The organism is Ensifer adhaerens, assembly GCF_028993555.1.
Classification (GTDB): Bacteria; Pseudomonadota; Alphaproteobacteria; order Rhizobiales; family Rhizobiaceae; genus Ensifer; species Ensifer adhaerens_I.
Map to the genome: position 1 here is coordinate 2164490 of NZ_CP118611.1, position 18340 is coordinate 2182829.

General features: G+C 61.5%; 13 protein-coding genes. 4 read left to right on the forward strand and 9 right to left on the reverse strand.

The genetic code is table 11. The features are described 5' to 3' along the window. Nucleotides 1-6 precede the first annotated feature (6 nt). From PWG15_RS29940 to PWG15_RS29960, 5 genes are all read right to left on the reverse strand, one after another. On the reverse strand, nt 7-1620 hold the full coding sequence (locus tag PWG15_RS29940; RefSeq protein WP_275027263.1) for an ABC transporter substrate-binding protein: 1614 nt from the start codon (nt 1618-1620) through the stop codon (nt 7-9). 451 nt (nt 1621-2071) lie between these two features. Beyond that, the gene (locus PWG15_RS29945; protein ID WP_275025169.1) at nt 2072-4069 is read right to left on the reverse strand and encodes a glycosyltransferase; all 1998 of its coding nucleotides are present in this window, start codon (nt 4067-4069) and stop codon (nt 2072-2074) included. Next, the gene (locus tag PWG15_RS29950; protein WP_275025170.1) at nt 4051-5283 is read right to left on the reverse strand and encodes an HlyD family secretion protein; all 1233 of its coding nucleotides are present in this window, start codon (nt 5281-5283) and stop codon (nt 4051-4053) included. Before PWG15_RS29950 ends, PWG15_RS29945 begins: the two co-directional genes overlap by 19 nt. A 262-nt stretch (nt 5284-5545) precedes the next feature. After that, nucleotides 5546-6439, reverse strand: a complete 894-nt coding sequence (locus PWG15_RS29955; protein ID WP_275025171.1) for a DMT family transporter — start codon at nt 6437-6439, stop codon at nt 5546-5548. A 131-nt stretch (nt 6440-6570) separates the two neighbouring features. Continuing rightward, entirely contained in the window at nt 6571-7500 is a 930-nt protein-coding gene (locus PWG15_RS29960) for a sugar ABC transporter substrate-binding protein (RefSeq protein WP_275025172.1), read from the reverse strand. A gap of 311 nt (nt 7501-7811) precedes the next feature. On the opposite strand from PWG15_RS29960, the gene PWG15_RS29965 reads away from it, so the two are divergent. After that, nucleotides 7812-8609, forward strand: coding sequence for a C1 family peptidase (locus PWG15_RS29965; RefSeq protein ID WP_275025173.1), 798 nt, complete (start codon nt 7812-7814; stop codon nt 8607-8609). A 43-nt stretch (nt 8610-8652) separates the two neighbouring features. Here the strand turns inward: PWG15_RS29965 and PWG15_RS29970 are convergent, their stop codons facing one another. The 3 genes from PWG15_RS29970 to PWG15_RS29980 are packed head-to-tail and all read right to left on the reverse strand — an operon-like array spanning nt 8653 to nt 13649. Continuing rightward, the gene (locus PWG15_RS29970) at nt 8653-11814 is read right to left on the reverse strand and encodes an efflux RND transporter permease subunit (RefSeq protein ID WP_275025174.1); all 3162 of its coding nucleotides are present in this window, start codon (nt 11812-11814) and stop codon (nt 8653-8655) included. Between the two features lie 27 nt (nt 11815-11841). After that, nucleotides 11842-12987, reverse strand: a complete 1146-nt coding sequence (locus PWG15_RS29975; RefSeq protein WP_425536785.1) for an efflux RND transporter periplasmic adaptor subunit — start codon at nt 12985-12987, stop codon at nt 11842-11844. Nucleotides 12988-13040: 53 nt separating this feature from the next. Then, nucleotides 13041-13649 (reverse strand): TetR/AcrR family transcriptional regulator, encoded by a 609-nt coding sequence (locus PWG15_RS29980; RefSeq protein WP_275025175.1) that lies wholly within the window; start codon nt 13647-13649, stop codon nt 13041-13043. 242 nt (nt 13650-13891) lie between these two features. Between PWG15_RS29980 and PWG15_RS29985 the strand changes: the two genes are divergently transcribed. Then, the gene (locus PWG15_RS29985) at nt 13892-14860 is read left to right on the forward strand and encodes a DUF808 domain-containing protein (RefSeq protein ID WP_275025177.1); all 969 of its coding nucleotides are present in this window, start codon (nt 13892-13894) and stop codon (nt 14858-14860) included. Nucleotides 14861-14937: 77 nt separating this feature from the next. Here PWG15_RS29985 and speB read toward each other — a convergent pair whose 3' ends face one another. Then, complete coding sequence (speB, locus tag PWG15_RS29990) at nt 14938-15891, reverse strand: agmatinase (RefSeq protein WP_275025179.1); 954 nt, start codon at nt 15889-15891, stop codon at nt 14938-14940. Nucleotides 15892-16132: 241 nt separating this feature from the next. Here speB and PWG15_RS29995 point away from each other — a divergent pair, with 241 nt between their 5' ends. Together PWG15_RS29995 and PWG15_RS30000 are read left to right on the forward strand one after the other, a co-directional pair. Next, nucleotides 16133-17239: an extracellular solute-binding protein gene (locus tag PWG15_RS29995; protein ID WP_275025181.1), complete on the forward strand. Its 1107-nt coding sequence runs from the start codon at nt 16133-16135 to the stop codon at nt 17237-17239. Between the two features lie 31 nt (nt 17240-17270). Next, the gene (locus tag PWG15_RS30000) at nt 17271-18338 is read left to right on the forward strand and encodes an ABC transporter ATP-binding protein (RefSeq protein ID WP_275025182.1); all 1068 of its coding nucleotides are present in this window, start codon (nt 17271-17273) and stop codon (nt 18336-18338) included. The last annotated feature ends 2 nt before the right edge of the window (nt 18339-18340 follow it).

Here is an 18340-nt window from a genome sequence, read left to right on the forward strand (position 1 = left end):
TGTCGCTTATTGCACGGGCTTCAGACGCAGCAGGTGCACCAGCCGCATCCGGTTGTTGTCGTGATCCTCGGGATTCATGACCGGCTCGTCCTTGGTAACCCAGCCGGTAAAGCGCTTGGTCGAGAACTGGTACCAGGTCGGCCCGTTGAACACCGGCACGACGGGCAGGTTGTCGGCGACGATCACCTGCACCTGATCGAACAGCGTCTTGCGCTCCTCGTCCGTGGTTGCGCGGCGATAGTCGTCGAAGACCTTGTCGAGCTCGGGATTGGAGTATCGGGACGGCGCGCTGGTGATGCGGCCGGCAAACGCGGTCGAAAGCGACTGGAAATAACCGCGGAACGGTGTCGGGCCGTCAGCGCGCGAGTTCATCACCGCCTCGAACGTGCCGTCGAGGATCTGCTTCTGCCACTGCTCGTATTCCGGCGTGGCGACGGACGCATTGACGCCGATCTTGCGCAGGCCTTCAGCTGCGATCTGCACGGCATCGATCCAGTCGGTCCAGCCGTTCGGAACGATGATCGGAAAGGCGATCGGCTTGCCGCTCGGCGTGGTGCGGAAACCGTCGCCGTCCTTCTTGTAGCCGGCATCGTCGAGCAGCTTGTTGGCCTTGTCGATGTTATAGGCCATCCACTCGTCCTGCGCGCCCTCGGCTGCCTTGTTACGCCAGCTGTCGAAGCGCGGCGGCAGGCCGCTCGCATGGGTATTGACGACCGGATAGCCGAAGCCGGCAATATCGACCATCGAAGTGCGATCCATCGCCAGGCTGAAGGCACGGCGGAAGGTCATGTCGTTGAAGGCTTCGGCGTTGCCGGCATTCGACGATTTGAGGTTCATCTGGAACGACACGGTTTCGGCCGGCGGCTGCCAGTAGCCGTTATGCTCGGCGTCGAGACCGACATAGGTCTTGTCGATCTGCGGAAGGAACGAACCGAACCAGTCGATCGAGCCTTCCGGAAGGAGCGCCAGCATCTGGTCGTTGCCCGAGATCTGCGGCAGCTTCAGGCAATCGACCTTCAATGAGGCGGCATCCCAGTAATTGGGATTGCGGCACTGTTCGTAGACCTGCGGCGTGAAGCGGCGGATTTCGGTCATCGGACCGGAGCCGACGGGGGTCTCGTTCTTGAAGGCGAGCGGATCCTTCACATCCTTCCAGATGTGTTCGGGTACGACGGGAAAATCGGCAAGCGATTCCGGGAAATGTGTATCGACGTCCTTGAGATTGATCTTCACTTCCGTCGGAGAAGGTGTTTCGACGGAGGCAACGGTTTCGCCAACGCCAACCGTGTCGACGGCCGGGTTCTTGAGCATCATCTCCAGCGTGAACTTCATGTCCGCCGAGGTCAGCGGCTGGCCGTCGGACCATTTCACGCCGTCGCGCAGCGTGTAGGTGATCGACTTCAGATCGTCAGCGAATTTGTAGGCCGTCGCCAGCCGCCAGACCGGCTTGCCGCCGTCATAGTCGTTGAAGATCACCAGCGGCTCATAGACGAAATCCATGGTGCTCTGGCGTCGGCCGCCGAGGTCGAACGGGTTGAAATTCTGTACCCAGCTCGTCTGTTCCTCGATGTGCATGGTGAGAACGGATTCAGCCCGAGCCTCGGCGGCTGCGACCATCATCAGCGCTGCGGCGACCGGTCCAAGGCGCCATCGCGCCGCCGTCACCCTCCTCCTCCCGGCCTTAGGAACGGTACCCAAAAGCCGCATTTCCTCGACTGCCGTCATGACGAATTCCCCCTCAGGTTTCGTTGATCGAACTATTAAGTCAAGTAATTTGACTTAACGATAAGTCCGCAAAAGCGGCGCTGTCAATCGGCGTCTGGCCGCCCAGTCGAAAGTCTGAAGAAAAGCTAATAAGTGGTATTTCGAAGTTGAATACCACTTCCGAAAAAGTCGCTTTCAGCGAGGTGTCAAGGCGGCTGATATTGGTCGCAGAAGCACCCGGGCTGGGTCATCAGAGGGAGAATCACCACCCGCCAGAGCGAACTGATGGCGGACTCGGAAGGTCCCGGCTGGTGGCGATGCCTTCGCCATACTTGATGGCTTGAGCATTGGCGAAATCTGGGATCCGCTAGGAGACAGTGCGCGTGCGCCCGAAGGCACGCAGCAGTAGGTTCACCGAAACAGCGATCTTGTCGATGTCGGGGATGTCCTGGGAGTAACGCCCGGTATAGAGCTTGACGATCATCCGGTCGCGCTCCTTGCCGCTGAGATCGTAGTAAAGGTGAAGGTAGAAGCGCCGCTCGTCGCCGGCACGCGATATGTCCCCGCGCCGCTGCGTCACCTGCCTGAGATCTGCCTGCAGAGGCTCGAAACCGTCGAGCCTGAGGGTCACCTGCGCGGACTGGAAGCGTACTTCCGTCGGAACGGCGACCACCGCTTTGTCGAGCGAGAGGCTGACCACACGCCCCGGAGTCCCGTCGACTTTGGCGGGCTCGTCGAGCTTGAAGGCTTGGAAAAGGCGACGCGGCTTCTCGAAACAGATGAGAGACGCGATGACGAGAACGACGATGTTGATCCCCGACCAGACGGCTCCGATCGCCGAGAACGATCCCTGGACCCGCGCTGTTTCCGGCACGAGGTTGATCAAAAGTCCGAGCGCAGTGACGGCGATGAAACCGGCAATCCAGGTAAAGGTGTAGGCGTCGAAGCTGTTTGCCTCGTTGCCGGTGCCTTTCGGGGTTACCTTGAACGGCTTGCCGAAGGGCCGCACGAGGCTGGATAGAACCGTCGGCAGCATTCGGAACGTCGCAAAGGTCCCGACTGCGCTGGAGACGACGGGGAGATATCGCGTCGGCGTAATCCAGAGCATCAAAAGGAAATATGCCGCCAACACCGGAAGCTGATTTGAGACATAGTCGGCAACGCCCGTGAAGTGCAGCGGCAAGGCGCCGAACCAGAGATAGGCGATCGGCACGATCAACACGATCAGCCTTACGACGTACTGCACCAGCCAGGACATGGGCAGAAACATGATCCGCTGGAACAGCGACAAACCCGGTCCGCGCAGCGGGCCGTTGTGGAGATAGAGCGTCTGGATGCCACCCTGGCACCAGCGTTCTCGCTGGACGAAATAGCCGGTGAGGTTCTCGGCCGCCAATCCCATCGACAGACGTTCGTTCAAATACCGGGTCTTGTAGCCCTTGTTCAGCATCGACAGCGTCGTCAACAGGTCTTCGGTGATCGACTCCGTCGGAAAGCCGCCGACCGCATCCACGGCTTCGCGACGAGCGATCGAGCACGAACCGCAGCAGAAGCTGACATCCCAGACGTCGCGGCTCGGTGCGATCTCGTCGAAGAAGAGGCGCTGTTCGTCCGGCCAGATGTTCTCCAGGCCGAGGTTCGATTGGACCGGATCGACATTGAAGAAGTGCTGCGGGGTCTGGACGATCCCGATCTCCTCGTCCGAGAAGAACGGCAAGGTGCGCTTGAGAAAATGGCGATAGGGCACAAAGTCTGCGTCGAAGATGGCAATGAAGTCGCCCGAGCTTGCGCGCAGCCCATTGTTCATATTCCCCGCTTTCGCGTGCGCATTGTCCATTCGCGTCACGTGAATTGCGCCCCGCTCCGCGCAGAAGGTCTTCAGCCAATCACGCCGGCCGTCGTCGAGGACATAGACCTTGAACTTGTCCTTCGGATAGTCGAGCGCCAAGGCCCCGACGATCGTACGCTCGAGCACATCGAGCGGTTCATTGTAGGTCGGAACGAACACATCGACCGTGGGCAGATCCTGTGGCGCGCGCGCGAAAAACGTCTTGCCCAGTCGGTCCGCTTCGGAACTGCGGTCAACGTATCGGCTCATCAGAATGAGGAAAAGAACGACCTCGGTGAAAGCAAGGAGCTCGATGACGAAGACGATCCAAACCCACCATACGTTCGCGCCATCGGTTGGATAGGGAAGGACGGTCTCGAAGAGACGCCAGACCATATAGCGCAATGCGACCGCGCCAACGACCGCACAGGTGATGGTGCGCGCCCAGCTTTGATGCCGCGACCAGTTCGATGGCCCAAGCAGGAAGAAGGCGATTACCAGCAATGTGGGCGCGAGCGCTAGAAGAGGTTGAACCACAGTCCCTTGATCCACTGCGTCAGTTGCAGATTGTGCCGGGAGATGCGTACCTGCGCGGTCCGTCCCACCTGGCAAAAATTGCCGAAATCGGTGTTGAGTGCCGATGGGACAAGTTGAACGCGGATCCTGGCATCGCGCTCCTCGGCCTCCGGCTCCTTGGCAGCGAGATTGTCCTTCTCGACGACGGCGGACGAGCCTTTGACGGCCTGCACTTTCCCTTTGAAGACTTCGCTCCGGCCGAGGAGCCGAACCTCCGCTTCGCGGCCCGGATAGATCTCGTCGTAATCGACTTCGGGCACGAGAATGTCGACGAATAGTTCGCGGCAATCGAGGATACGCAACAGCTCGTTGTTCAAGATGACATTGGAGCCGTTGACGACGTTCCGCGTCCAGACCACGCCGCTGAAGGGCGAGGTGATTTCTGCCAGTTCGAGACTGCGAACACGCTTCTCCTCCTCGACCAGTTGTCGTTCAATCTGGTCGGCGCGCGTGCTGTTCTCGACAATCCGGGTGTTGATATCGTTTATGCGAACGATCACCTCGTCCTGACGCTGGCGCGAATAGGGTACGTCGTTTTGACCATCGCCGACGATGAATATGCCCTGACGCAGCGCCGTCAGCCGTTGTTCGAGCAGTTCGAGCGACAGGTTGCTGATCTCGACCTCGCCGCCCGTGGCAGCGCCTGCGGCCGCTGCCGCCTCGACCATCTTGCGCGTGAAGATCCCCTTGGATTCCAGCTCTTGCCGCCTGTCCAGATCTACCCTCGCAACGACGTCCTGCGCGCGTGACACTTCGACCCGCTTCTGCAGGATGCGAATTTCGCGTTCCAGACTGGCAATGGTGGCATTCTTGAAACTCTCAAGCCGATCGGCGAGCTGGTTGCGCAACGCCACGAGTTCGTCCCGTTCCCGCTCAAGTGCGGTCACCCGATCGGCCGCAGTCTTTCCTTCCGCCTGCAGCGAGGCAAGGATGGCCCGATTGACCCGATCATTGCGGATCGTCAGAAGTGTCTCGTTTTCGGAAACCGGCGTTCCGATCCGCGGCGGCGCCTGTCCGATTTCGCCGTCGATCGGGGCGTTGATGGGCGCAAAGCGTGCATTCACTGTGCCGTCGAGGCTGGTAAAGCCGGTCAATCCGGGCAGAAGCACGACGACGGCAAGCGTCAGAAGCAGGATGCCGACGGTGATGCGGGTGATGCGATGGTTCAGGAGCATTCAAATCCTTCTCGCTCACTACCTTGCCGGGCGCGACAAGCGCCAGAGCGCATTCCCGATTCGGTCCATCGCCCCGGCTGCCGAAGAAGATTGGGCGCAAACGCGCAACGGACAACCCTTAGAAATTGGTGCTTTTTGCCATTCAGTTAACCAATTGCGAACGATCGCCGGCCCTGGACGCAAATGGTCGCCATGGTGACCCGGAACGGCCGGGACGACCATGGCAGCGCAAGCGGGTGGGCGCTACAGTGGAAGAGAAGCTTCAGGCGGGCGATTTTGACGGCAACGTCACCTGGCAGACCATGGCGAGCAAAATGACTGCGCAGCCCAGGATCTGCGAAAGGCTCAGCGGCGTCCCGAGAAATGCCAGCGTGAAGAGCAGCACCCAGACCGGTTCGCAGCACATGATGACCGACGCCCTTGCCGCAGAGATCATCTGCTGCCCGCGAAACTGGAGAACGAAACGCAGGCAGGTCGAGATCAGGATGCTTGCCAGATACCAACCCCAGACCTCTACCGAGGGAACTGCAGTCGGCATGTCTTCTGCAAGCAATGAAACCGCCAGGATGACCACACCCGAGACCACCAGTTGGATGGCGGCCGCAGCCACTGCGCCGACCTCCATGGAGTTGCGCTTGACGAGCGCAATGCTCGCCGCCCAGAGCAACGCCGAGACAGCGAAATAGATATGGGCGGCCTCGACGCGTGCGCCGGGCCCAAGAAACAGAAGAGCCATTCCCGCAAGCGCAACCGCGATTGAGATCCAAAGCCTTTTCCCGACCGGCCAGCCGAAAAGGAGCAAGCCGAAAACCGGCACCAGCAGGTTGCCGGTCGAGGAAATGAAAGCCGCAACACCGGGATTGGTCGTGTGTTTCAGGCCGAAGATCCAGGCCATCATCGCGACTGCAAAGGCAAATGCACCGGGGAGCAGCAATCGCACCGCCTTTGCGATATCCGCGAAGGTCGTGAACTTGGCCATCAGACCGATCAGCAGTCCGGCGATGACAAAACGGCTGCCGAGGAAGAGGAGCGGCGGCAACTCGGCAAGCGCGTGGATTGAAAACAGCCATCCGGCGCCGGCCACAAAGGCAGCGGTCGCGATCTGGAGATCGGCAATCGGCTGGGAAGAGCGCTGCGCGGAGTGATCAGAGGACATCTATTCGGACACGAGAGGCTTCGGCAGGCCGGAGATGGCGGCCTGCCGGCTTCTGTATCAGTTGAAACTCGGGTCTACCATAATCGTCAATCGATCATGGCAATCCAGGATTGTGAAGACTAGCGCCCCGGCTATTGGTTCGCCTTTGCATAGTCCTTCATGTTTTCGGGCGTCACCAGTTCGAACGGAACCCAGATCTGGCGCTCCGTCTTCTCCTCACGCGCCAGAGCGACGGCTGCGTCCATCGCCGTTGCACCCTGCGCGATTGCGTTCTGGAAGACGGTGACATCGAGGTCGCCGGCGGCCATGGCGGCGAGGCCGTCGGGCGTGGCGTCGACGCCGCCGACCACGACCTTCGACATGTCCGTGCCCGCCGCCTTCATCGCCTGGATCGCGCCGATCGCCATCTCGTCATTGTTGGCGATGACGGCATCGAATTGCCGTCCGGTCGAAAGCCAGTTGGTCATGATGTTGGTGGCTTCGAGCCGATCCCAGTTGGCGCTCTGCTCCTCGATCACGCTCATGCCCTTGCATTCGTCGGTCGCGATCACGTCGTGAATATCCTTCGTGCGGGTCAGCGACGAATGATTGTTGAGTGGCCCCATCAGCACATAGACCGCCCCCTTGCCACCGAGCAGACGGCAGACTTCCTTCGTTTCCAGCGTTCCAGAGTCCACTTCGTTGGAGCCAACGAAAGCGGCGGTTTCGGGAAGGCTGTCAACATCGGCCGGCGGATGGTTGGCGTAGACGATCGGGATCCCGGCAGCGCTCGCCATCTTCGTCAGCGCCGGCGTGCTGTCGCCGTCGACGGCAACCACGACGATCGCATCGACGCCGGAGGAAATGAAGTTCTGCACCTGGTCCATCTGCTTGCTGGGATCGTTCTGGGCATCTTCGACCTGAACAGAAACACCATCCAGCTTGGCAGCACGATCCTCCATCCCCTGGCGCAGGATGGTCAGGAATGCGCTGTCGGAACGCGCGATGGTGATGCCGATATTCTCGGCATGAGCCGTGCCGGCCAGCAGGACCGACATGGCGGCAAACAACAAATTCCTCATTCGGAAACTCCCCAGGAACGATGATCCGTTCAGTATAATGGAATACACGTTCTAATTAATGTCAACAATGAAATGATCATTTCGCCAACGCCTGTTCTGCGCTTACCCTTCTAAACTCAGGATATTCTACGTGCATAAATATGATAGACTCTACTATTGCGTGTATCAATTCGAAACAGCGGCGAACTGCGATCCCCTGTCAGAACGTGGTCAGCCTGAGCACGCCTCGAAATACCGGCGGACTGCCGGAACCTGCCCAGTGACATCATCCCTTCAACCTACGCAGCCGAAGCTGCCGACAGGAGGCCTACATGTCCGTGCATGAAGCAATTCTCGATCTCGGCTATGACCCCACCACCACAGAGGATGGCCCGCTTGTCCGGCCACGGGTGCCCGCGGCGCTGCCGACCGCGGCGACCGTCGACCCGCAATACCTCCCGCCCCCGAAGGCGCAAGGGACGCCACGCCACGTCGGCAGCCCCGGGAGCTGTGCCGCCTGGGCTTCCACCTATGGGCTCGCCACCTACACGGCGGCCGCAGCGGCGAGCCAGTCCCCATCGAACACGGCACTGCAGGCAAGCCCGGCCCATATCTATATCGAGGTCATGAAGAGCTACGGCCAAAAGGGCTGCGCAGGATCCCGGCTTGCATCCTATCTCAATCTGCTCAAGCAAAGCGGAACGCCGAACTGGCAGAACGCCCCCTATTATCCGAACTGCCCCGAGCTCTGGTCGAGCTACAATCCCGACGCGGCAGCCGACGCCAGCTTCCAGATCCAGGACTGGGCGATCGTCGAAACCAGTGATCTCGACGCGATCAAGGCAATCATCGCTGCGGGCGGCGCGCTCTGCTACGGCACCTCGCTCAACGATGGCTTCATGAAATACGAAGGCCCCGGCCCGATGACCGGCCCCCTCAACAAGGTCCCCAATGTCGGCCATTGCATGCTGATCATCGGCTACGACGACGAGCAGCAGGCGATCCTTATCCAAAACAGCTTCGGAGAGGAGTGGGGTTGCGAGTGGAACGGACGCCACGGCTACATCTGGATGAGCTATGAGCTGTTCCAATATCTGGCTCAGGGCCAGGCCATGTATGTCACGACCTGACCCCAAGCGGTTCTAGCCCGAATTCGCTTTGAAGGCCGTGGCGTTACTCCGCCGCCACGGCCGGCGGATAAGCGAGCGGCTCCTCGACTTCGGCATCCGCATCGACCTCTTCCGCCTTGTCCGGCTCGGTCGTGCTCTTCTTGGGCTCACGCCCGAAGAAGAGTGCGTAGCCGGCGGGCAGCACCAGAATGGTCAACACCGTCGCGACCAGGATGCCGCCCATCATGGCGTAGGCGAGCGGTCCCCAGAAGACGCCGCGCGAGATCGGGATCAGCGCCAGCACCGCCGTCAGCGCCGTCAGCGTGATCGGGCGGAAGCGTCGCACGGCTGATCCGATGATCGCCTCGGCCCGGTCCATGCCGGCGGCGATGTCCTGGTCGATCTGGTCGACGAGGATGATCGAATTGCGCATGATGATGCCGAGCAGCGCGATGACGCCGAGGATCGCGACGAAACCGAAGGGCGCGCCACTGATCAGAAGCGCGGCCGCGGCACCGATGATGCCGAGCGGACCGGTGGCAAGCACCAGCATCGCCTTGCCGAAATGCTGAAGCTGGATCATCAGCAGAACGACGATGACGCCGAGCATGATCGGTGCCTTGGCGGCGATCGAAGCCTGGCTTTCGGCTGAATCCTCGGCCCCGCCCTGAATGCTGATGCTGTAGCCGGCAGGCAGGCTGTCACGCAGCGTCTGCATCTCTCCAAACATCTTCATCGCCACATCGTTTGGCTGCACGCCATCCGGCAGGGTTCCGCGCACGGTTATCGTCGGCAGGCGGTCGCGCCGCCATTCGATGCCTTGTTCGAGCACCGGCACCACCTTGGCAACCTGTGACAGCGGGACAAAGCCGCCGAAGTCGGTCGGGATATAGATGGAATCGACGGAGCTCAGCAGCTTGCGGCTGTCCGACGGCTCGCGCGCAACGATCGCCACGGTCTCCTCGCCATCGCGGAAGTTGTCGAGCGGTGCGCCGGTCACGCTTGCCTGCAGTATCTGACGGATGCGCTGCGAGGTCACACCGAGGGCACGGGCGCGATCCTGGTCGATCACCAGTTTCATTCCCGGGACAGGCTCCAGCCAGTCGTCGTGAACCGCACCCAACAACGGGTTCTCGTGGAACTTGGCCTTCACCCGGTCGGCGATACGCCTGACCTCTTCGCGGTCCGGTCCCATGACGCGCATCTGTACGGGCCAACCGGTGGGCGGCCCCAGGAACAGGCGGTCGACCTTGGCGCGGATCGACGGGAAGTCGCTCGCGAGGATCGCGCGCATCTTTGCAATCAGCCGTTCGCGCGCCGGTTCGTCCTTGGCCATGACAAGAAGCTGGGCAAAGTTCGGATTGCGCAGCTGCTGGTCGAGCGGCAGGAAGAAGCGGGGTGCACCTTCGCCGATATAGGTGGCGATGAAGCGCTTGTCCTCGTCGTCCATCATGCGGGCTTCGAGTGCCTTGGCCTGCCTTTCGACCTCCTTGATGCTCGTGCCTTCAGGCAGCCAGAGATCGACGAGAATTTCCGGCCGCGACGATTGCGGGAAGAAGTTCTTCGGGATGAACTGGAAGGCCCAGAGGCTGACAAGGAAGAGGACAAGCGTCGTCGAGAGAACGATGACGCGATGGCGCACGGCCCAGGCCACAGTCGAACGCAGATGACTATAGAAGCGCGTGTCGAAGACGTCATGATGGCTGCCGGCATGGCTGCGCTGCTTCAAGAGCATATTGCCGAGCCAGGGGGTGAAATAGACCGCGACGAACCACGAGACCACGAGGGCGATGCCGACCACATAGAACAGCGAGCGCACATATTCGCCGGCGGTCGAGGCCGCAAAGCCGACAGGAATGAAGCCCGCGGTGGTGATCAGCGTGCCGGTCAGCATCGGGAAGGCGGTGGAGGTATAGGCGAAGCTCGCCGCCTCGACCTTGACGAGCCCCTCTTCCAGCTTCCGTTCCATCATCTCGACGACGATCATGGCGTCGTCGACCAGAAGGCCGAGCGCGATGATCAGGGCACCGAGCGAGATGCGCTGCAGATCGATGCCAAGCTCGTACATGATGGCGAAGGTGGCGGCCAACACCAGCGGAATGGTGATCGCGATCACCAGGCCCGAGCGCCAGCCGATCGACAGGAACGACACGACGAGCACGATCGCCAAGGCCTCACCGAGCGCCTTCATGAACTCGCCGACCGCTTCCTTGACCACCTCTGGCTGGTTGGACACCTGGTCGACATTGACACCATAGGGCAAGGACGCCTCGAAGCGCCGATAGGTCTCCTCCACCGCCTTGCCGACATCCGTCACCTTGAAGCCCTTGGCCATGACGACGCCGATCTGCACGCTGTCCTGGCCGTTGAAGCGGAACTTGCGTGAATAGGGATCTTCGAGCCCCGAGCTCACGGTCGCGATATCGCCGAGGCGGGTGACCTGGCCGCCGGCACGAAGCCGGAGGTTCTTCAGGTCCTCGACCTTGTCCAGGCCGCCTTCGACCGAGATGCGCACCGAGCGCGAGCCGGTGTCGACGGAACCCGCGGGATCGATATTGTTCTGGCCCGCAATGGTGCTGCGCAGATCGCTCAGCGTCAGCCCGCGTTCGGCGAGGACCTTGGAGGAAACGTCGATAAAGATCTTCTGCGGCTGGTCACCGATGATGACAGCCTTTTCGACGCCCGGCGTCGTCAGGAGCATGTCGCGCGCCTGGATCGCGAATTTCTTCAGCTCGGGATAGCTGAAGCCCTCGCCACTCAGCGAATTGAGGGTGATGAAGGTGTCGCCGAACTCGTCGTTGAAGTACGGCCCGAGCAAGCCCTCCGGCAACTCGCTGGAGATGTCGCCGACCTTCTTGCGGACCTGATAGAAGGCATCCGCCACCTGCTCTGCATTGGTGTCTCCTTCGACCTGCAGCGTGATGATCGCACTGCCGGCGCGGGTATAGGAGCGCACGAAATCGAGGTGTGGCGTTTCCTGCAACTTGCGCTCGATCTTGTTGACGACCTGGTCCTGCATCTCCTCGATCGAGGCGCCGGGCCAGAAGGCCTGTACGACCATGACGCGGAAGGTGAAGTCCGGATCTTCCTTCTGCCCCATGCGCATCAGGCCGAAGGCACCGGCGAGAATGATGAGGCCGAACAGGAACCGCGCCATGCTCGGATGCGCGATCGCCCAGCGCGAAAGGTTGAAGGGCCGCTTTTCTTCGGAAGAGGAGGTCGTCATCGGCTCGGTTCCGCTATTCTGGTGACGTCAGCGCACAACGGTTTCGGCTGCGGCAGCAGCCTGGTGCGTCGTATCGTTGGAGATCGTCACCTTGAGATCGTCCGTCATGAACTGCGTTCCGGCGGCAACCACGAGATCGCCGACATTGAGGCCTTCGGTGATCCGCACACCATCGCTGGTGAAGTCTGCAAGCGTGACGGGACGGCTGCGGACGGTTTCCGTACCGCGGTCGACGACCCAGACGATCGGATAGCCATCCTTCTCCGCCAGCGCACTCAAGGGCACGGAGACAAACGACACACCATTGCCTGCCGATGCCTCGACGGTCGCAGTCATGCCGAGCAGGACCCGCGAGTCGTTTGGCAAGCTGACGCGTACCGAGAAGGTGCGCGATTGCTGGTCGGCGCTGCCGGCGACTTCGCGCACCGTGCCGTCCAGCGACAGAGCCGCGTCGGACCAGATCCCGACCTTCACCGGCAGTCCAGCCCTGAAATTGCTGATTTCCGTTTCGGGGACCGCGACCTGGACTTCCTTTTCGCCTTCGACTGCGACGGTGGCGACGGGCGTGCCGGAACCGACGACCTGGCCAACGTCGGCGTTGATCGAGGTCACGATGCCCGGCCGGTCAGCAGCGAGGCTCGTATAGACGACCTGGTTCTTCGCCTGCGACAGTGCAGACTTCGCAGCATCGCGCGTGGCCACTGCCTGGTTGTAGCTGAGCACCGCCTGGTCGAACTGGGCCTGCGAGGCGAATTTCCTGGCAAGCAGCTGCTTGGCGCGGTCGCGCACGAGCTCGACCGTTTCGACCTGACGCTCGGCCGCTTCCAGATTGGCGGATGCGCTGCGCACGGCAAGCTCGTAGTCGGTGGGGTCGATGCGGGCGAGAAGATCGCCAACCTTGACGCGGTCACCGACATTGACGATGCGCTCGACAATCTTGCCGCTGACGCGGAAGCCGAGGTTCATCTCCGTCCGTGCCCGAACGGCGCCGGAATAGCTGAGCTGGCGTACATTGTCGGCCTGGGCGATCTCGACGACCTTGACCGGGCGCACGACGCCAACGGCTTCGGACTTTTCTTCCGAGCAGGCGGCAAGCGCCGCCGAGAGGGTCGAAATCAGCGCAATGGTGGCAATGAATGAAATACGGCGGCGAAATTCAATCGGCATAAACATAGTTGCACTCCTGAAAATAGATCGACGCCGCATTGGCGCCGGAAGCAGCCCGGCTAAACCTTCAGTCCCTTGATCGCGAACTCGACCAGCTCTTCCGGTGCCGCGCGGTTTGTCTTGCTGAGACACTGGGCAACCATTTGCGGATGACAGAGCGTGACGGTCGCTGCACCGAAACAGCGCGACGCCGCATCGGCGTCCTGTTCCGGGAACTCGCCGGCGGCAATCCCCTCGCGAATGACGTCGGCGAGCAGCGCATCGATCCTGTCGATATGCTTGTCGATGACGTGCCATTCGCGTTCGATGGCAACGACCACCATCTCATGCACCTTCGTGTCGTCGAGCATGAGCTCGACAGTCATCTGATGCTGCGCGTGAATGTAGCGGCGCAGCCGCTCGGTGGCACTCAGGGGCAAGGCACAGATCTCCTGAGCCATCTGGTAGCTGGCCGCGAGCATGCGGCCGCACAGCGCCTGGTGGATCTCCGTTTTCGAGGCGAAGAACCGGTAGATATTTGCCGGCGACATGCCGAGTTCCTTGGCGATATCGGCGACGTTGGTCTTGCTGTAGCCGAAATGCCGAAACAGCCGCTCCGCGGCGTCAAGGATCCGCGTGATGTTGTCCTGGCGCGTCTGATCCACGACGATATCGTTGCTTGCCGGCATTGCTTGCCTTTCGATTTACGACTGACGAATTTTGTATTTCTTCAGTCGTAAATCGAAATGGGACACCCGTCAACGAAAGAATCCGCTCGCACGTTCACGATTTGATAACCAAGATCGAGCTCGCCGCGCGCGGCCGACGACCTTTCAATGTCGCCCGCCTGTCGTTGACTCGACACGCTATGGTGGTTACTGGCGCTTCTGGAGCCGCGTTTCTCGGATTCTTCTCAAGGGGTTAGCAACTTATGGCCACAGGTCTCATCGCCCTCCTCGACGACATCGCAGCTATCGCCAAGTTGGCGGCCGCTTCGCTGGACGACGTGGCGGCCCAAACCGCGAAGGCCAGCGCCAAGGCGGCCGGCGTCGTGATCGACGACGCCGCGGTGACCCCGCGTTATGTGGTGGGGCTGACGCCTGAACGGGAACTGCCGATCATCGCACGGATCGCGCTCGGTTCGCTGAAGAACAAGTTGCTTTTCCTTCTGCCGGGCGCGCTGCTGCTCGGCTATTTCGCACCCTGGGCGATCACGCCGCTGCTGATGCTCGGCGGCATCTATCTCTGCTACGAGGGTGCCGAGAAGCTTTACGGCGCAGTCTTTCCGCACGCGGCGCACGCGCACGAGGAAGCGGTTCTGGGTGAGAAGAGCGATCCGGCGGCGCTTGAAAACGAGAAGGTTGCCGGCGCCATCCGCACCGACTTCATTCTGTCGGCCGAGATCATGGCGCTGACCCTGTCGGCGGTCGCGGATGCCGACATTTACATGCAGGGCACAGTGCTCGCCGGCGTCGGCATCCTGATCACGCTTGCGGTCTATGGCGTCGTGGCGCTCATCGTCAAAGCCGACGATGCCGGGGTCGCTCTGGCGAGGAACCCGCTGTCCGCCTTGCGCGTTGTCGGCCGCGGCCTCGTTCTCGGCATGCCTGCATTCCTGAAAGTTCTTGCAGCGATCGGCACCGCGGCCATGCTCTGGGTCGGCGGCAGCATCCTTGTGCATGGCATGGCACAATTGGGCCAGGCCGGGCCGGAACATTTCATCCACGACGTCTCCGAAAGCGTTGCCCACACACTGACGGTCGCCCCTGGCGTCGTCGGCTGGTTCACGACCTCGGCGCTCCAGGCGCTGCTTGCCATCGTCGTCGGCGCCGCAACCATTGTCATCATGGGCAATGTGATCGCGCCGATCTGGAGCCGCTTGCGTCCGGCAAAGAGCTAGAACTTCGCAAAAGATGGATCGGGAAGGAGGCCGCTCGCGGCCTCCCCCGACTATTGATTTCCAATCTCTTGGGCGACCTACCGCTTGTACTTCACGCCCGGCAGCACGCAGAGCATTTCGTAAAGCAGGTTCGCCGCGGTAATCGCGGTCGTACCTGTCGTATCGAAAGGCGGGCTCACCTCGACGAGATCGGCACCGACCAGGTTGAGGCCGCGGCAGCCGCGGATGATTTCGATCGCCTGGATGACGGTCAGTCCGCCGATCTCGGGCGTGCCGGTGCCCGGCGCATAGGCCGGGTCGAGACTGTCGATATCGAACGTCAGATAGGTCTTGTGATTGCCGATCTTGGCGCGAATGCCTTCGATCAGCGGCACCAGCGACTTGTGCCAGCATTCCTCGGCCGGGACGACGGTGAAACCCTTGTCGCGCGACCAGTCGAAATCGTCGGATGCGTAGCCGGTGCCGCGCAGACCGACCTGGAAGACGAGGTTCGGGTTGAGGCAGCCGTCCTCGTAGGCGCGGCGGAACGGCGTGCCATGCGCGATCTTCTCGCCGAACATCGTGTCGTTGATATCCGCATGGGCATCGACATGGATGAGGGCGACCGGCCCGTGCTTTTCGGCGATCGCCTTCAAGATCGGATAGCTGATCGTATGATCGCCGCCGAGCGTCAGCGGAATGCAATCCTGCTTGAGGATCTCACCGATGTTGCGGGTGATGATCTCCATGTTGGCCGGCAGGTTGAAGGTGTTGATGGCGATGTCGCCGATATCGGCGACCTGCAGGCTTTCGAAGGGGGCAGCCCCCGTTGCCATGTTGTAGGGGCGGATCATGACGGATTCGGCGCGGATCTGGCGCGGCCCGTAGCGCGTGCCGGAGCGGTTGGACGCACCGATATCCATGGGGATGCCGACGAAGCAGGCATCGAGACCTGCCGCCGACGTCGCCGCCGGAAGACGCATCATCGTGCCGGGGCCACCGAAGCGGGGCATGTCGTTGCCGCCGAGCGGCTGGTTGAATTTCTCTTCCATCGAAGCTCTCCCTTTTGATTTCGCCGGAACCCTATCAGGCGCTGCAGGCCGAGAAATGCCCATTGATCGAATGTTACTTCGATCGCGATCAAACCAACATGGTCGACCCAGCGAAGGCAGGCGTCGCTTGCCGTTTACGACGGCGCCGCGCCGGCCGCACCTAGCCAAAGGGAGTGTTGCCCTTGCAGGACCCACCGATCACTTTGGCGAAAACAAAAATACGATGTCCTTGGGAGGAACCATGCAAAACTTACGTCGCACCGCACTGCGCTCCATGTTTGCGGCATCGCTCGCCGCTATCGCGGTCTCAACGACCGCCCAGGCGCAGGACAAGCTGTTCATCTACAATTTCTCCGACTACTTCGCCGAAGACACGATCTCGAACTTCCAGACGCGCACCGGTGTCGAAACACGGGTCGACTTCTACGATTCGCTCGAAGTGCTCGAAACCCGGCTGCTTGCTGGCGGTAGCGGCTTCGACGTTGCCTTTCCGAGCGCCACGGTCGGTGAACGGCTGATCCAGTCCGGCGCGCTGAAACCGATCGATGTCACCGCTCTCAAGAATTACGGCAACCTCGACAAGGACCTGCTGAAGCTCGTCGCCGAGCATGACCCGGAGAACAAATATCTGGTGCCCTATATGTGGCTGACGACGGGCGTCGCCTATAACGCCAAACTCGTCGGCGAGCGCCTTCCCAATGCGCCGACGAACAGCCTGGACATGTTCTTCAAGCCGGAAGTCGCGGAAAAATTCCAGGATTGCGGTATCGGCATCGTCGACGCGCCGAACGAGGTGATCCCGATCACCCTCAACTATCTCGGCCTTGATCCCTACTCCACCAAACAGGACGACCTCGACAAGGCCAAGGAACTCCTGCTCAAGCTGCGTCCCTATATCCGCCACATGCAGAGCGGCCAGCTCGTGGCCGACATGGCGTCCGGTCAGCTCTGCCTGGCGCTGATGTGGAGCGGCGATGCCGGCATCGCGGCGGCCCGCGCGCAAGAAGCCGAAACCGGCGTCAAGGTCGACTATTCGATCCCGAAGGAGGGCACGATCATCTCCTTCGACACGATGGCGATCCCGGCCGATGCGCCGGACCCGGAGCAGGCGCTCGCCTTCATCGATTACATCCTCGAGCCGAAGACCGTCGCTACCATCAGCAACCACGTCTTCTACGCCAATGCCAATGCCGCGGCGACCGCCGAAGTCGATGCCGGTATCCGCGACAACCCGAACATCTACCCGCCTGCCGAGGTGCGTTCCAAGCTCTTCGTCGACAAGTCGCTGCCACCGCGCCAGACGCGCGAACGCACCCGCGTCTGGTCGGCGTTCAGAGCCGGGCAGTAAACGCGAACCGTCAACAGCAGGACCAGACCCCGTGCAATCCTATATTTCGATCGAGAACCTGGCGAAGTCCTATGGCGTCGTCACTGCCGTCAACAACATCAATCTCGGGATCGAGAAAGGCGAATTCTTCTCGCTTCTCGGGCCTTCGGGCTGCGGAAAGTCGACGCTGCTCCGCATGATCGCCGGCTTCGAAACGCCGACATCCGGCGCCATCAGGCTGGAGGGAGCCGACGTCACCGACGTTCCGGCGCATAAACGCCCGACCAACATGATGTTTCAGTCCTATGCGCTGTTTCCGCATCTGACTGTTGGCAAGAACATCGCCTTCGGATTGCAGCAGGACGGTCTCGACAAGGGCGAGATCAAGAAGCGCATCGATGAGGTGGCGGAGAAGCTGCAGCTGGCGGCCCTGCTTGATCGCAAGCCGGCGCAGCTTTCCGGCGGCCAGCGCCAGCGCGTGGCGCTTGCCCGTGCGCTGGTCAAACGGCCGAAGGTGCTGCTGCTCGACGAGCCGCTCGGCGCACTCGACAAGAACCTGCGCACCGAAACGCAGCTCGAACTCGTCCGCCTGCAACGGGAGCTCGGCCTCACCTTCATCATCGTCACCCACGACCAGCATGAGGCGATGACCGTTTCCACCCGCATCGCCATCATGAAGCAGGGCCAGGTGCTGCAGGTCGGCACGCCTTCGGAGGTCTATGAGACGCCGCGTTCGCGTTATGTCGCAAAGTTCCTCGGAGAGACCAATGTGTTCGCCGGCGCACGGGCGGAGCGCAATGGCGAAGAACTCCGGATCGACAGCGATGAGGCCGGCGGCGGCGTCCGCGCCGCTTTCACCGACCGGGTGGCGCTCGACCGGCCGTTCTGGGTCTCGGTTCGCCCGGAACGGGTGGAACTCGCGACATCGGGCAACGGCCTCGAAGGCACCGTGGAGCAACTCACCTATACCGGCGTCGAGCGGCACTACCGGGTGCGACTGAAATCGGGGGCGACGCTCGACGCACGACGGGTCAATCTCGGCACCGAAAGTGATCTCGGCGTCGGCGACCGTGTCTTCGCAAGCTGGTCGCCGCAGGCCAGCCGGCTCTTGGCCGAGTAGGA

Bases quoted from the DNA above. Each gene is read 5' to 3' on its own strand.
- PWG15_RS29940 (WP_275027263.1), bottom strand. From the start codon at position 1,620: ATGATGGTCGCAGCCGCCGAGGCTCGGGCTGAATCCGTTCTCACCATG.
- PWG15_RS29950 (WP_275025170.1), bottom strand. From the start codon at position 5,283: ATGCTCCTGAACCATCGCATCACCCGCATCACCGTCGGCATCCTGCTT.
- PWG15_RS29955 (WP_275025171.1), bottom strand. From the start codon at position 6,439: ATGTCCTCTGATCACTCCGCGCAGCGCTCTTCCCAGCCGATTGCCGAT.
- PWG15_RS29960 (WP_275025172.1), bottom strand. From the start codon at position 7,500: ATGAGGAATTTGTTGTTTGCCGCCATGTCGGTCCTGCTGGCCGGCACG.
- PWG15_RS29965 (WP_275025173.1), top strand. From the start codon at position 7,812: ATGTCCGTGCATGAAGCAATTCTCGATCTCGGCTATGACCCCACCACC.
- PWG15_RS29970 (WP_275025174.1), bottom strand. From the start codon at position 11,814: ATGACGACCTCCTCTTCCGAAGAAAAGCGGCCCTTCAACCTTTCGCGC.
- PWG15_RS29975 (WP_425536785.1), bottom strand. From the start codon at position 12,987: ATGTTTATGCCGATTGAATTTCGCCGCCGTATTTCATTCATTGCCACC.
- PWG15_RS29980 (WP_275025175.1), bottom strand. From the start codon at position 13,649: ATGCCGGCAAGCAACGATATCGTCGTGGATCAGACGCGCCAGGACAAC.
- PWG15_RS29985 (WP_275025177.1), top strand. From the start codon at position 13,892: ATGGCCACAGGTCTCATCGCCCTCCTCGACGACATCGCAGCTATCGCC.
- speB (WP_275025179.1), bottom strand. From the start codon at position 15,891: ATGGAAGAGAAATTCAACCAGCCGCTCGGCGGCAACGACATGCCCCGC.
- PWG15_RS29995 (WP_275025181.1), top strand. From the start codon at position 16,133: ATGCAAAACTTACGTCGCACCGCACTGCGCTCCATGTTTGCGGCATCG.